This window comes from Alloscardovia macacae (assembly GCF_002259705.1).
Lineage (GTDB): Bacteria > Actinomycetota > Actinomycetes > Actinomycetales > Bifidobacteriaceae > Alloscardovia > Alloscardovia macacae.
Map to the genome: position 1 here is coordinate 109036 of NZ_MWWT01000007.1, position 13788 is coordinate 122823.

Sequence of the window (13788 nt, forward strand, 5' to 3'; positions counted from 1 at the left end):
ACACACCGCACAGGAACTTTGTCAGACGCTGAGCAGGCCACTTCCCCAAGAAAACTTAATCTCTTTCTTCTCTCTTTCTCTCTGAATGTGAGGCCCTACCTTTCGAGGTGGGGCCTCATGTGTTTTATACTGGTGCATACCGTCTGACACTAAGGAGAGAGTATGGGATGCGACCCGGTTTATGAAGGCAACCACTCCTTCACGCGAGCAGAACTCGACGAGATATTCACCCATGCCACAGGAAAGACTCTCGGCGAAGTAGACTCGGCACATGTGTTCTCGAAGACGCTCACGAACCCTAAGATTACGGGAATAGCAGGTGATGTAGTCGAGCAGTCTTTACTCCGGTATCCGCCAGATTCTAAACAGGCTCCTGACCTGAACGTCGATGGCACACCCACAGAGCTGAAGGTAACCGGTCTCAAGCGTACAAAGAAGAAGGGTGACACCTTCCACGCGAAAGAACCGATGAGCATTACAGCCGTGCAGCCAGATAAGATAAGCAGTCAGACATTCGAGACTTCGCCATTCTGGCATAAAGTCTCGCAAATGCTCATCGTGTACTACCTGTATGACTCTGCCACGACGGTTCAGGCAGCAGACTATGCGGATTTCGTTATCCTCGGATACCAGTTCCACCGGTTTGACGAGGATGAACTGCGTGATTTACGCAAGGACTGGCAGCTCGTTCATGACTTCCTCACAGACATTAATGAGAACTCAGAAAATCCTGAGGCTGAGTATCCTCGCCTTTCTTCTGAGCTGCGCAGCAAGCTTAACATGATAGATACTGCCCCGAAGTATCCTCACCCTCCACGCTTCCGTCTCAAGCGCAGTGTGGTGGACACTATGTATCAGAAGTACCTCGGCACTGAGTTCACCATACTTCCAAATGATGTGAACGACCTCGAGTCTCTCGACAAACTCTGTGACCACCTTACTGCACGTTACTCAGGAAAGACCACTCTCGAGCTCATGGAAGAATTCGGCATACCCCTGAACTCCACAGGAAAACTACCAAAGAACGTTCACGAGCAGATTACTACCGCTATGCTCGGAAGTCCAAAGTCGAAACTCAACAGTCTCGAGCTTTTCGCACGCACTGGACTGATAGCGAAGACTATCCCTCTGCTTGCAAATGGTCTTCCGAAGGAAGACACGAAGTTCTACCACATCGACTTCAGCGACTTCACTCAGGAGAGCATCGACGATACCGACACCGATGAGACTATCATCTCGCGCGCGTACACATTCTCCGATTCTGAGCTCTATGCGTACCTTCATGAACAGTCCTTCTTCTTCACTCTCTTCCAGTTCACTGATCCGAAGCAGCGTAAGGAGGATGGGACAAGTGTATTCCGCGGGTTTCGACGCATCACCATTCCTGATGAAGATATCGAGAAATATGGTGAGAAGCTCTGGAATCATACGCGTACTCTCATCATGACAGATTCTCTCGAAGATGTACCTACAGGAACACGAAAGAAGACTTCTGGCGACAGTACTGCCCCGAACTTCATGAAGTCATCTCAGAACCCTCTCTTTATCCGCGGATCAGCTGCGAACTCTGACGATTCCGCGAAAACAGAAGAGGTGAATGGAATCCGTATGATCCCTCAGTATTTCTGGATGAAGAAGCAGTACATTCAGCAACTCATCAGCTCTTCCTCTCCACGCTAACAGCGTGTCGATGTTCGAACAAATGTGCTAAGATCACTATCACAGATGACACAGCAGCGATAGGAGAAACGTGTCTACATCACAGATTCGGATAGCCGAACTCTTTGCAGGAGTGGGCGGCTTCCGTCTCGGCTTAGATGGGTATCATAATGATGCCTTTCCTGAGTTCGAGATGCCAGCAGCCGGCCCTTTCACGACCATATGGGCGAATAACTGGGAGCCACCTGGGACAGCGTCCCGTCAGTTTGCTGCACGCTGCTACGAAACTCGTTTCGGTGAAGGAAGTATAGTAAACGAAGACATCCATAAAGTTATGGACGAGTTTGAAGCGGGAGAAAGAACCATACCAGACGTAGACATGGTCGTGGGAGGATTCCCCTGCCAGGACTACTCTGTGGCAAAACCTCTCTCAAAAGCTGGCGGAATAGAAGGAAAAAAGGGAGTCCTCTGGTGGGACATCTACCGCTTCCTTCAGCATAAGTCACCACGCTTTGTTCTGCTCGAGAACGTAGACAGACTTCTGAAGAGTCCTGCGGCACAGCGAGGACGCGACTTCGCCATTATCCTCTCATGCTTCGCTTCCCTCGGATACGCTGTGGAGTGGCGTGTGGTAAACAGCGCAGAATACGGCTGCTCTCAGCGCCGCAAGCGCGTGTACATCTTTGCCGAGAAGACAAGTGACACGTGGAATCTTCGTGAACGTATGACGAGCGGAGTCATGTATGAAGCCTTCCCCATTCATACACCTGAAAACCTCACAGAGTTTTCCGTACCTACTGATCCTTATGAGGCCACTCAAGACTTCGGTAAGGGGATGAAAAAGTCTCCATTCGAAGTAGCTGGCGTGATGCAGAACTTCTCTGTGGTGACTTGCGCTATCGCAGAGAACTATGAGGGGGAACGCCGTACTTTAGGCGATGTTCTCATCCCTGAAGACGAGGTACCGGAAGAGTTCTATATCGATGCTGCAGACCTTCCTAAATGGGAGTATCTGAAAGGTAGTAAGAGCGAAGAGCGCGTAAATAAAGCTACAGGCTTTACCTACCACTACTCCGAGGGTAAGATGGCATTCCCTGATTCCCTAGAAAAGCCGTCTCGCACCATACTTACGGGCGAAGGTGGACGTGGAGCATCGCGTTTCAAGCACGTCATCAAAGTAGGTGACCGCTACCGCCGTCTCGTCCCCGACGAACTCGACCAGCTCCAGGGCTTCCCTCGCGGCTGGACAAATACCGGCATGACTGACGGCCACCGTGCCTTCTGCATGGGAAATGCTCTCGTAACGACAGTGCCGCATCGCATAGGGATAGCTATGGTGAAGCTGTATGGGATATAGTCCTCAACATATCTCTCTTGTAATTTCATGTTTTGTTCCTGATTCTTTTTAACATCAGGAACAAAACATACCCTAGTCTAACCTATGTATCTCCCGCTCTTCCACATCTATATAAATAGATTTTAAATCAAGGAAGCCGATGCGGAACTGGCTACGCGAGTGCGGTTTCCATTGACCGTCCACAAGAGAAGCCTTATCGCCCGGATCATACACTGTACTTCCATCATTAAAACTTTGCAAGAAGAGGCCAAAACTCGTAGATAATCCTAAAGTAACAAGACCACCAAATTCCACAAAAGGAACTTCATTTTCTTTACCTCGTTGGTATGGTACATAAACTGCGCGATTGTGCTTTCTCTGCCAATGATTAAGGAGCTTCAAATATGACCAGCCTGCAACTAATTCTTTAGTTTCCTTATCAATCAGTGCAATATATCCATTCGGATCAAAATGCTTAGAATCTGTAAAACCTTCTAACTTTAGAGCTAGTTTAGCATTTTCTTTCACAATAGAATCGGTAGAAATATCGGTGGAAGTAAAATAATACTCTACTGGTTTTCCTGTAGAATCTTTTTTACTCACATGCCCATACTTAAGGACAAAATCTACCTGTTTAACGCTTGTCACCCACCCCATATCTGGCTGTGGAGTGAAGAGCGTAATCTTATGATTATTCCTCTTTCTTAATGAATTCTGCTTAACAGCCTTCACTTCCCAAATATCAAAGTCTGGACCTGGAATAGCATTTTCCCCTACTCCTAATTCAGCTTCTAATGTAAGCCCAGGAGCATTAGGAGCAGTGTATGGACGGACCACTTCACCATCATTCTTAAGTCTCCACGGTAGTATCTTCCGCAATATAATTTTCTGAAGTGCACGCTCAAGTGAACTAAACTCTCCTACAGTCTGCGCATCATCAATGATGAGAGGAAAAACTCTCCCCTCTTCAAAGTTCGTCGATTTTAATACATACTCTGCAGCAGGAGATTTTGCCCCCACCACGAGGCTAATTACACGTTCCTTCTGACCATCTACATTTGGAGCAGTACCAAAGAACATGCACCGATTTAATTCATGACCACGTTGCGTTTCACTCAACAATACCTTCGGCGATTCTTTACAGCCCCTTAGAAATCCCGAGAATCGCACTTCCGGATACTGCGGATAAAAACACATTTTCGCAAACGGAGCTTCAAACACTCCATGTGGCGCAGCCCAGTACCATGGCACTGGTATCTGTATCACGGGTGCACCAGCACGTTTTTTCTGAGATTTTGCCTCAGTATATACCGGCACTCCTAGCGGAAGAAAACCTAAATCAGACGGATCACTACCCAAATAAATTTGCTGCTTAGAGTTATTATTTGGGACAAGTCGTTTAACCCATATAGTCTCTACCCCTGCACGCCTAAGAATATCCGACACGCCTTGGATATCTATAGTGTCGTACCAAGCAACAGCCCTCGTCATATTTTGCGTATTATCCACACTATCCATATGTCTACCTTACATACTTTTTACATACTTTATAACGCGTGCCATGCTATTATTCCATTATTCTTGTTTTATACTTCCCGCATTTTCTATGGCATTAGTTTTTACCTCATGAAGAGCAGTATCTATTTGGGAAAAACCATTATTGGTATCTAGCTCCCTCTTAGACATTACTGCAAGAATATGAGGCTTCATAATCCTTGATATTTCAGCAATCGCTGGAACTACTACTGAATTACCAAACTGCCTATATGCTTGCGTATCTGATACCGGTATCCTAAATTCATCTGGATACCCCATCAGCCGAGCACATTCACGAGGAGTCAACCTACGAGGCCTCTTACCCTCTTGCCGTACGAGAATCTCTGAACCATCTTTGTGGTATCGAGCAGATAACGTTCTAGCTACCATATCTGGCGTTACCAGACCATAGCCAAAACCATGACCGAGCTTTTCATGCTTTACCTTATAATCCTGTAGATACTGCCACAAGCGCGGTGTTAAAGTGTATTTATCTTGTACTTTATTTTCTTCAAAGTTAAAATACTTATCTCCATCCCACGGAAGATACGGCTCACTACCATCCTCCTTATGAAGGATATCAGATAGCACCGGATTATGCGCAGGATACTGCAAATCATCCCATGTAAAGTCTGTCTTTGAGCGGAAACCTACTATATAGATTCTCTCTCGATGCTGAGGAACGAAATTCTGCCCATCGATTACTTTCCAATGAACCTCATAGCCAAGTTCATCCTGAAGCGTATCAAGAATTACCTTAAATGTTTTTCCTTTATCATGAGAAGTCAAGTTCTTAACGTTTTCTAGCAGGAATGCAGCAGGACGTTTAGCAGCTATAATGCGTGCTACATCAAAAAATAACGTACCTTGTGTTTTATCTCGAAAACCCGTTTCCCGACCGAGACTCTTTTTCTTCGAAACACCCGCAAGACTAAAAGGCTGACATGGAAACCCTGCCAAAAGAACATCACAGTCAGGTATATCCTCTACAGATACCTGAGTAATATCCCCCGCTACTTCTTCTGCAAATCCATAATTAACCCTATATGTCCTTGCAGAATATTCATTCCATTCGGACGAGAATACTGCATGTCCTCCAGCTGAAGCAAAACCACGACGTATACCGCCAATACCAGCAAATAAATCTACTACGCGGAAATCTGCACCATCTTCATGTGTAGTTCCCACATAAAGCTCCCGTAACGCTGGTATATAAGCCTGCTTACATTCCACTTTTCCTGTTTCCCAACGCTCTATGGTAGACGTAGAGAGATGCAATGCTTCTGCAAGCTGCTTACGCGTCATAGCTTCTCTTAGCAACGCAATAAGTTCAAGGGGATCTTTAATATCTCGAACTGCATTTCTTCTAGCTTCAACCTCAATATTCATGGAAATATTATATATCAATATGATGACTAAAATTCCCAGAGTAATTGAATTTGTAAAGTAGGAGCAGGCCTATAGGACATTTTGTGTGTATAGTTTTCTTGTTTTGGCGTGTTTTTTCGTGGCGTGTCGGGTTTTTAAATCGGTGATGGGTTTTTAAACTTTGGACAGTATGTGTGTATATAACCCTCGTGAGGCATTGTGTTTACTGGTGTGAGAGCTGGTTTAAATCTGCGAGTATGGTATGGGTATGCTCGTTTGTAGGAAAATACTCAACTGTGGCTCGTGCAGCCAAGCAATGAAAATGTTTTACGTGTCGAGTTTTTCGTACTGTAGTCTACGATACTCGACGAGCGTATTTCACCCAGTTTATTGATTGATTGACTGGTAAAAACGAGCAAGCTTCTATGAGGGGGAAGGGGCGTACGTTTCGCCGGCATACGAGCCAGCTCTGGCAGTATTGATGTGGACTGTTTTTTGTTCCGCCGTGGGGATGACTTAGTTCCTTTTTCTAGTATACTGTTTTCTTTTTTTTCTTGTTGGTTGCGGTAGTATTTTTTTCTACTTGGGATGGTGCTTTGTAATCGAGTGCCTGATGAAGACGCCAATTGTTATACCAGTCCACCCATTGAAAAGTCGCAAACTCGAACTCTTCAACAGTCTCGAAAAGCTCATGCCGGTAGACTAGTTCTGTTTTGTATGCATTATTTGTCCTTTCTACTAGAGCATTATCATACGAATCTCCTACACTCTGATGTGCACTGGTTTTTACACGCAAGCTTATGAGAAACACGAAGAAAACAAGGACATGCGTTTATGGGGAGACCAACCCGTATGGGAAGAATTCCACACAAGCAACACGCCCTCCTAAACACCACCGCGTTTAGCAGAAACATCTAAAAAGGGCCTTTGTGCCACAAACACAAGAGCCCCTTTAACACCCCAAATACACACAAAATATCTTATAAGCCAAGAAACACTTAAAAGCCAACAAATACAATATTTTACAAGGAAAATAAACACCAGAAAAACTCCCATATGCTGATTATGCTACTAGCATACACTAAAATCCCCCCTACAACGGCCTTTGTATGATATTTACTAATTATAAAGAAGGTATATTGAAAGGAGGTGACATTATTGGCTAAACGTAATATCAAGCAAACTTCTGCAAAAGTCGCAAAAGTGGCATCGAGCGCTCTTCGTGATGGTCGCTCAAGCTCTAGAACAAAAACGTTAGCAGCCTCGGCACTATCACAGGCAAAGCCCAAGAAAAATAGTCGCTGATATCGATCTAGACGAAATGGTCTCCCTGCACTTTCGCAGAGAGACCTTTCTTATCCAGAAAGCTTATACTTTACTCACCACCCCTCCCAGCCACTTCCCAGCAAACCACCCGAGTGTCACTCAGGTTCGTGCGGTTATATAGGTATCACCGCAAGGAACACCGCACAGGAACTCCTCGAGACGCTGAGCAGGCTCCCCGAGATAACTAAATTCTTCTTCTCTCTTTTCTCTTTCTCTCACGTGAGCCCCGGTCCAGACCAGTACAGTCCAGACCGGGGCTCATTCTCTACTACAGCCAGTCTTTAATGATCTTCTTCGCTACATTCATCCCTGCTCTTCTATCACTCGGAGTCTTCGAGACGGTCATAGGATAACGCTTATCGCCGTGATAGAGAAGCTTATAGTGGTGGTTTGCACTGTCCACTTCTATACCCATACGTTTCAGCTGTCCTCGCATACTCTCCGTGAGAATGGTATATCCTTTAAAAATCTTTTCCACCATCCTCGCGCGTTCTCCTAGTACAGAGGCACTCGAGACGTCATTCGCCTCTATAACATCACGGAGCACTCCACAGCGGCGCCGTTTATCGGGATGCATATCCACGTAGTCAGCGAGCGCGGCGAGCACTATCTCCGTATGTTCTCCTTCGAAGTACTCCTCTTCAAATCCCGCTACAAGCAGCGGCACCCCCGAAGGATGTTCTTCACGGTGTCTGCGCAGTCCCTCTATCTCCACGTCTTTCGCGTAGAGGTCACTGCTGAGCCTTTTCACCTGATCCTGAAGCATCTCCACCTCATGCGCGTATGCCTCGAAAAGCTCCACACCGTCAGACTTGTTCCGTAAGTATAAGTCCTGCAGCGCCTGTATCTCCGCATCTTTCCTCGCACTCGTCACACCATCATACGTGCAGAGAGGATCCACATACAGTGCATTTGCGTACATGATAAGAGAGCGGCAGAGCTTTTCTGCTACGCCATTCGGATCCTGGCGAGTCTGTAGAACACGATGCTCCTCCAAGCCTAGCGGATAATAGATGCCTATCTCTCCGTTATGCTCATTTCTCCCCGCGCAGGTCTGCTGGAGCTTAGCGGACAGTAGTGAGTTCTCTTCTACGAGGACATGTGCCACACCTTTCAGCCGCTTCGCTATCTCGCGGTATGGGACACGATGCTCCCCTCGTATCGGTTTCGTGATGTAGACGACAGGGAGAGCATACGACGTCTGCCCTGTGATTATCTTCGTGAGCAGATCCACATCTTCCACACCCACACTCTGGTATGACTTGAGCACAGGCAGGTCGTCATCTGTAGCGAGGTACCCCTCATCTGCGAGCATTCCTATGATAGATGGAGTGGAAAAGGTCCGCTGTGTAAACGCACTCTCATCTACGAAGCTTCTGTGCAGCTGAATGTAAAGGTAGTGCTCATCAGAAAGGAGCACGAAGTCTGTATCCCAGACTGATCCGTCCCGTTCCACCTTCTGAAAGCGCAAAGCGAAAGTATTCATAGTATCATAAAACTGCAATTCTACCCATGTACTCGCGCTTCCCCACCGTCCACTGATTTCTCCACTCAGGTCCAGCCCAGGAATGTGGTTCTCAGCATACGGGCTTCCCTCACACCAGCGTGCAAAAAGCTCTGCAAAGCGTCTGTCTGTGAGTTCCTCAGTGACTCTCAGACGTGTAGAGAACAGCTGCATGGTCTCCTCCTCTCTGCCTTAGAGATAATGCATACTATTTTACTACGAAAAAGGCTCCGGCAGAGACCGGAGCCTTAAACGAAAGAATTGACCTTACAGCAGCACAGCCGCCGCCGTCCACGCCTGCAGCGTTCCAGCAGAAAGCTGCGCGCGCACGTCGTCAGCCGGGTCGTTCGCCACGACCACCTCGCCCACACCAGACTCAGAGCCGCCACCCAGCAGCGCGGCCGCCTCAGCAGGCACAGCAGCAGGCGCGCCGCTCATGTTCGCCAGAACGAGCAGGCGCTCATCGCCGCGCGAACGCACGTACGCGTACACGCTCGAATCCGACTCGTCGAGCACGGACCAGTCGCCCAGCGCCACGAGCTCGGACGTGTGGCGCAGCGCGATGAGCTTCTTATAGAAGGCGTGCACGGACTCAGGGTCATTCACCTGCGCGGCGGCGTTCACGAACGCTTTATTCGCGTTCACCTCGAGCCACGGCGCGCACTCAGCGTCCGCAGCCTCGAAGCCGGCGTAGCGCGTATCGTCCCATTGCATAGGAGTGCGGGCGTTATCGCGGCCCACGCGCTGAATGCCGGCCAGCATCTGCTCAGCCGTAAGCACGCCGGCGCCCACGAGCTGGTGGTACATGTTTATGGACTCGAGGTCTTCGTACTGCTCGAGGCGCGTGTAGTCGGCATTCGTCATGCCGAGCTCCTCGCCCTGGTAGATGTACGGCGTGCCCTTATGCAGGTGCAGGACGAGCGCGAGCGCCTTCGCCGAGCGGATGCGCAGCGCGTCCGTCGAGTCGTCACCCCAGCGCGAGACGGAACGCGGCTGATCGTGGTTGCAGAAGAAGAGCGAGGTCCAGCCGCCCTTCTCGACGATGGATTCGTACTTCTTCAGGCATGGGCGCACGTCCTTAAACGGCTGCTCCACGACGCCCCACTTTCCGCCCGGGCCATACGTGTTAATGTCCACGTGGTCGAAGAGGAAGAGCATGTCGAGCTCGCGGCTCTGCGGCGCGGCCGGCGCGAGCGCGGTCACTTCAGCCGCGCGGTCTGCGCTAATGCCCGGCGCTTCGCCCACGGTCAGGTAACCGTCGCGGCCGTCGAAGACCGCGTGGTGCATCTCCTGGAGGAATTCGTCCAGGCGCGGGCCGTCCGAGCAGTCCGCGAACGGGTTCACGTAACCGTCTGGGCCGGCTTCGCGCATAGGGAGCTGCGAGTTTGGCACGCCTGGGAGGCGGCCTTCGTCGTCGTAGCGCTTCGAGATGAGCGAGATGACGTCCATACGGAAGCCGTCCACGCCGCGGTCCATCCACCAATTCATCATGGCGTACACCGCGCGCCGCATATCCTCGTTCTGCCAGTTCAGGTCCGGCTGCTTCTTACTAAACTGGTGGAAGTAGTACTGGCCGCGTTCCGGCACCCACTCCCACGCCGATCCGCCGAAGTACGAGCCCCACGCGTTCGGCTCAGCGCCCTCGGTTCCGCCCTCGTGGCCCGGCTTCGGATCTGCCCACATGTACCAGTCCGCGTATGCTGGGTCGTTCTGCTTGCTTTTTTCGAACCAATTATGCTCATCCGAGGTGTGGTTTACCACGAGGTCCATCACTACTTTCATGCCGAGAGAATGGGCCTCGGCGAGGAGCTCGTCCATGTCCTCGAGCGTGCCAAACATCGGATCGATGTCCTGGTAGTCCGAGATATCATAGCCGTTATCATCCTGAGGAGATTTGTACACTGGGGACAGCCAGATGACGTCCACCCCGAGGTCAGCCAGGTACGGCAAGCGCTGCGTAATGCCTGGCAGGTCCCCCATGCCGTCACCATTCGTATCCTGGAAGGAGCGTGGATAAATCTGGTAGACCACGGCATTTGCCCACCAGGATGGGGCTTCTTTCATGTGTGTGCGGGTGAAGTCTGTCATGATGTATTCTCTCCTCGTCGAATGAATGTTTATTTATGCAAACGTTCTCTATGGTAGCGAGGGTGCGGTATAAGGTGTGTGGTGTGTCGATGGATTTTCGACCGCTTTTCGACCCCTTCGTCGATAACGTCTCGAGCACTCTGAATTTTTCGAGCGAAAGTGCGCGTTTGTAGTCACGAATGACCGTTGACTTTATGAAGTCAACTCAAGACTGGCTTATTCTCGTCACAGCGAGTGTCATTCGTGACTACAAACGCGTCATCTTCACATTTTCTTCTCCAGTCTGTCGAGGAACTCTTCGAGGCTCAGCCCATTCTGAGTGATGTACTGCGCAGCCTCGTGACCCACAAAGCGGAAATGCCAGTCTTCGTACTCCACGCCAGTACTCTCCACCTTCCCCTGAGGGAAACGCAGGATGAAACCATACTGTGGGGCGAGAGACTGGATGGCGCGCGCTGTGGCCTCTGGCTGCTCATTCAGATGCTCTATGGTACTGAGATCCACCGCTAGGCCTGTCTGATGCTCCGATGCACCCGCCGGCTGCGAGTACGTCTTTACTTGCGTCTCTGCCTGGTCGCGTGTCCAGCCGGGATGAGCTTCGAGCTCCTGCTGGACATACATCTCGAAAAGATTCGTCTGATACGCTACGCTTCGGTAGCAGGAAATGAGATGTGCCGCTGGAGCGACCTGCTGTGCTGCCGCGAGAAAAGCGTCGAGATCTGCGGCGATGCGGCTGTCCACAGAACACCGGTTATTTATCACAGTAACCTGCGGGTTCATCTCCGGAGTGATGTGTTCGCGGTTCACGAGGACGAGACGCCAGTCTGAAGCTGTCAGACCGAGCTGCTCACCCAACGTAGGAGGCGTAGGCGTCACAGGCTCAGCCTGTGCCGGAACTGGAGCAGGAGCTGCAGCCTTCGCCACCGATGTTTCACGTGAAACATGCACCGAAGGAAGCAGGAAAATTGCCCCCAGAACGCACAGCACAGCCGTACACGCAGCCGCCACAGACACTACCCAAGCTCTTTTTCTCATGCCCCCAGCATATCAGCCGCACGTACCTCAGCAAGCGTGCGCACGAGCCCAGCAAGTAGCTCATTCTCACCATACGCATCACTCAGCACAGTCAGGACGAAATCCCCGGAACTCGTGCGGACTATGCCGGCGTCATTCTGCGCTGTAAAATACTCGTCGTCGTGTATCCAGCCAGCCTTCGAGTAAACGGTCGCGTCGGAGCCGAGAGCGTCACGAATGAAAGAATTGGACGATGAACCAAAAGGCTGAACGAACCACTCGCCCGAACGGTCTGCACTGCCAAACAAAAAATCATACCCGAGCAGCCACATTTTCGTCAGATCAGCAGCAGACAGCCACATGTACTTCGCGGTACCTATGCCCACCTCCGCGTCCATATTCACGCTCGTACGCGTGTTCGTCGTCCAATCCGCCAGCGCTGCGAGCCCGTACCGCTGCACGAGCTCGGCATACGCATCATTATCCGAAATGGTTATGGTCTGCGCGGCGAGATCAGCATCATCCGGCGCGTTCAGCAGCTCATGCGCGGCATCTGCGAGGACGACGGGACCTTTTATAGCAGACGCGCTGTACCGCGGCGAAAGCGGCTTATACGCGAGCACTCGGCCCGTCTGCCAATCTGCGAGAAGAAAAGTAGCGCTATATCCTCGCTCGCGCAGCGCATCTAAGCGAGATGCGATGGCCCGCGCACTGTCCTCGCTGAGCTGAAACCCCGCCGCAGAAAGCTCCTGACTGCTTTCTATGGAGTCCATGGCCTGGAGGACTGTCCGCGTCTTCTGCGCGAGATCCGCGCCGTAGAGAGTGTACTGTAAGGCGGGCGCCGGAGCCGCGTGTTTATGAACTTCCGGCATCGAAGGAACGTGTGCAGCTCGTCGAAGGACAATTCCTCCATGCAGCATACCGATGAGCAGCAGAACCGCCATCACTGCATACTCGATCTTCGTAAGCTTCCCATAGTCACCCGTCTTCATGGCATCAATTATAGGCCGAGGCATGGCGACAAAATGGGAATAGCGAGAGGTCTATACAACGAGAAAAGGTCGTGGTGCGTGAAAATGATGATGGTTTATCAACAAAGAAAGGAGGTGCACCACGACCCTTATAGAAAGCATATCAGATGTGTACGTATGGCAGTCGGTGAGTGTCGCCAGTAAAAAAGGTAGAAAAGGTGGGGGCTTCAGGTTTTTGTGTGAATGTCACTGGGGGTATATGAAAAGAGAGCGGCACTCCAAGAGTGCCGCTCTACAATAATTATTATAATTATTTATTTTATAATTATTTATCAAAATTGGTTTGTGGCGGTGTGTTACTCTCCCACACCCTATCGAGTGCAGTACCATCACCGTGCTCACGCTTAGCTACCAGGTTCGGAAAGGAGACTGGGCGTATCCATGAGGCCAAGACCACCACAAAAATCTTGTGTAATCATATTCTATTATACGTGGTGGTTTGGGGACCGGCTAGTAGACGCGAAAATCGTTTTCGTGATCACTGTATTCCAGTGTTGCAGAAAGATTCATGATGCTTAAGATATGATTGTTGGTTTGTTTTCGACTGTTAGTACTAGTCAGCTCCACACGTTACCATGCTTCCACGCCTAGCCTATCCACCTCGTGTTCTACAAGGAGTCTCACATGATTCAAGATCATCAGGAATTTTTATCTTGGAGAAAGCTTCCCGCTTAGATGCTTTCAGCGGTTATCTCACCCGAACGTAGCTAACCAGCCATGCCACTGGCGTGACAACTGGCATACCAGAGGTTCGTCCACCCAGGTCCTCTCGTACTATGGGCAGGACTCCTCAAAATTCCAACGAGCGCAGAGGATAGAGACCAAACTGTCTCACGACGTTCTGAACCCAGCTCGCGTGCCGCTTTAATCGGCGAACAGCCGAACCCTTGGGACCTGCTCCAGCCCCAGGATGCGACGAGCCGACA

Annotated in this window: 9 protein-coding genes and 2 rRNA genes; 2 read left to right on the forward strand and 9 right to left on the reverse strand. The window is 50.2% G+C overall.

Going from position 1 to position 13788, the window contains the following annotated elements; genetic code table 11:
* Window positions 1-162: 162 nt before the first annotated feature.
* Window positions 163-1680 carry a MutH/Sau3AI family endonuclease gene (locus tag ALMA_RS05800; RefSeq protein ID WP_094726774.1) on the forward strand — a complete coding sequence of 506 codons (1518 nt, stop codon included), beginning with the start codon at window positions 163-165 and terminating at the stop codon, window positions 1678-1680.
* A 70-nt stretch (window positions 1681-1750) separates the two neighbouring features.
* Complete coding sequence (gene dcm, locus ALMA_RS05805; RefSeq protein WP_094726775.1) at window positions 1751-3016, forward strand: DNA (cytosine-5-)-methyltransferase; 1266 nt, start codon at window positions 1751-1753, stop codon at window positions 3014-3016.
* A gap of 72 nt (window positions 3017-3088) precedes the next feature.
* Here dcm (ALMA_RS05805) and ALMA_RS05810 read toward each other — a convergent pair whose 3' ends face one another.
* The 9 genes from ALMA_RS05810 to ALMA_RS05850 all read right to left on the reverse strand — a co-directional run.
* The gene (locus ALMA_RS05810) at window positions 3089-4513 is read right to left on the reverse strand and encodes an MvaI/BcnI family restriction endonuclease (RefSeq protein WP_244568893.1); all 1425 of its coding nucleotides are present in this window, start codon (window positions 4511-4513) and stop codon (window positions 3089-3091) included.
* 57 nt (window positions 4514-4570) lie between these two features.
* The gene (gene dcm, locus ALMA_RS05815) at window positions 4571-5920 is read right to left on the reverse strand and encodes a DNA (cytosine-5-)-methyltransferase (protein ID WP_094726776.1); all 1350 of its coding nucleotides are present in this window, start codon (window positions 5918-5920) and stop codon (window positions 4571-4573) included.
* Window positions 5921-6428: 508 nt separating this feature from the next.
* A complete protein-coding gene (locus ALMA_RS08380; protein WP_094726777.1) occupies window positions 6429-6710 on the reverse strand; it encodes an integrase core domain-containing protein in 282 nt (93 codons plus the stop codon).
* A gap of 783 nt (window positions 6711-7493) precedes the next feature.
* Entirely contained in the window at window positions 7494-8903 is a 1410-nt protein-coding gene (locus ALMA_RS05825; RefSeq protein WP_094726778.1) for a hypothetical protein, read from the reverse strand.
* Window positions 8904-8996: 93 nt separating this feature from the next.
* Window positions 8997-10817, reverse strand: coding sequence for a glycoside hydrolase family 13 protein (locus tag ALMA_RS05830; RefSeq protein ID WP_094726779.1), 1821 nt, complete (start codon window positions 10815-10817; stop codon window positions 8997-8999).
* 264 nt (window positions 10818-11081) lie between these two features.
* Entirely contained in the window at window positions 11082-11852 is a 771-nt protein-coding gene (locus ALMA_RS05835) for a M15 family metallopeptidase (RefSeq protein ID WP_094726780.1), read from the reverse strand.
* Window positions 11849-12847 carry a serine hydrolase gene (locus ALMA_RS05840; protein ID WP_094726781.1) on the reverse strand — a complete coding sequence of 333 codons (999 nt, stop codon included), beginning with the start codon at window positions 12845-12847 and terminating at the stop codon, window positions 11849-11851. The genes ALMA_RS05835 and ALMA_RS05840 overlap by 4 nt, the downstream gene beginning before the upstream one ends.
* Before the next feature lie 298 nt (window positions 12848-13145).
* A 5S ribosomal RNA gene (gene rrf, locus ALMA_RS05845) occupies window positions 13146-13263 on the reverse strand.
* Window positions 13264-13390: 127 nt separating this feature from the next.
* Window positions 13391-13788: ribosomal RNA gene (locus ALMA_RS05850) — 23S ribosomal RNA — on the reverse strand; the annotation flags it as partial.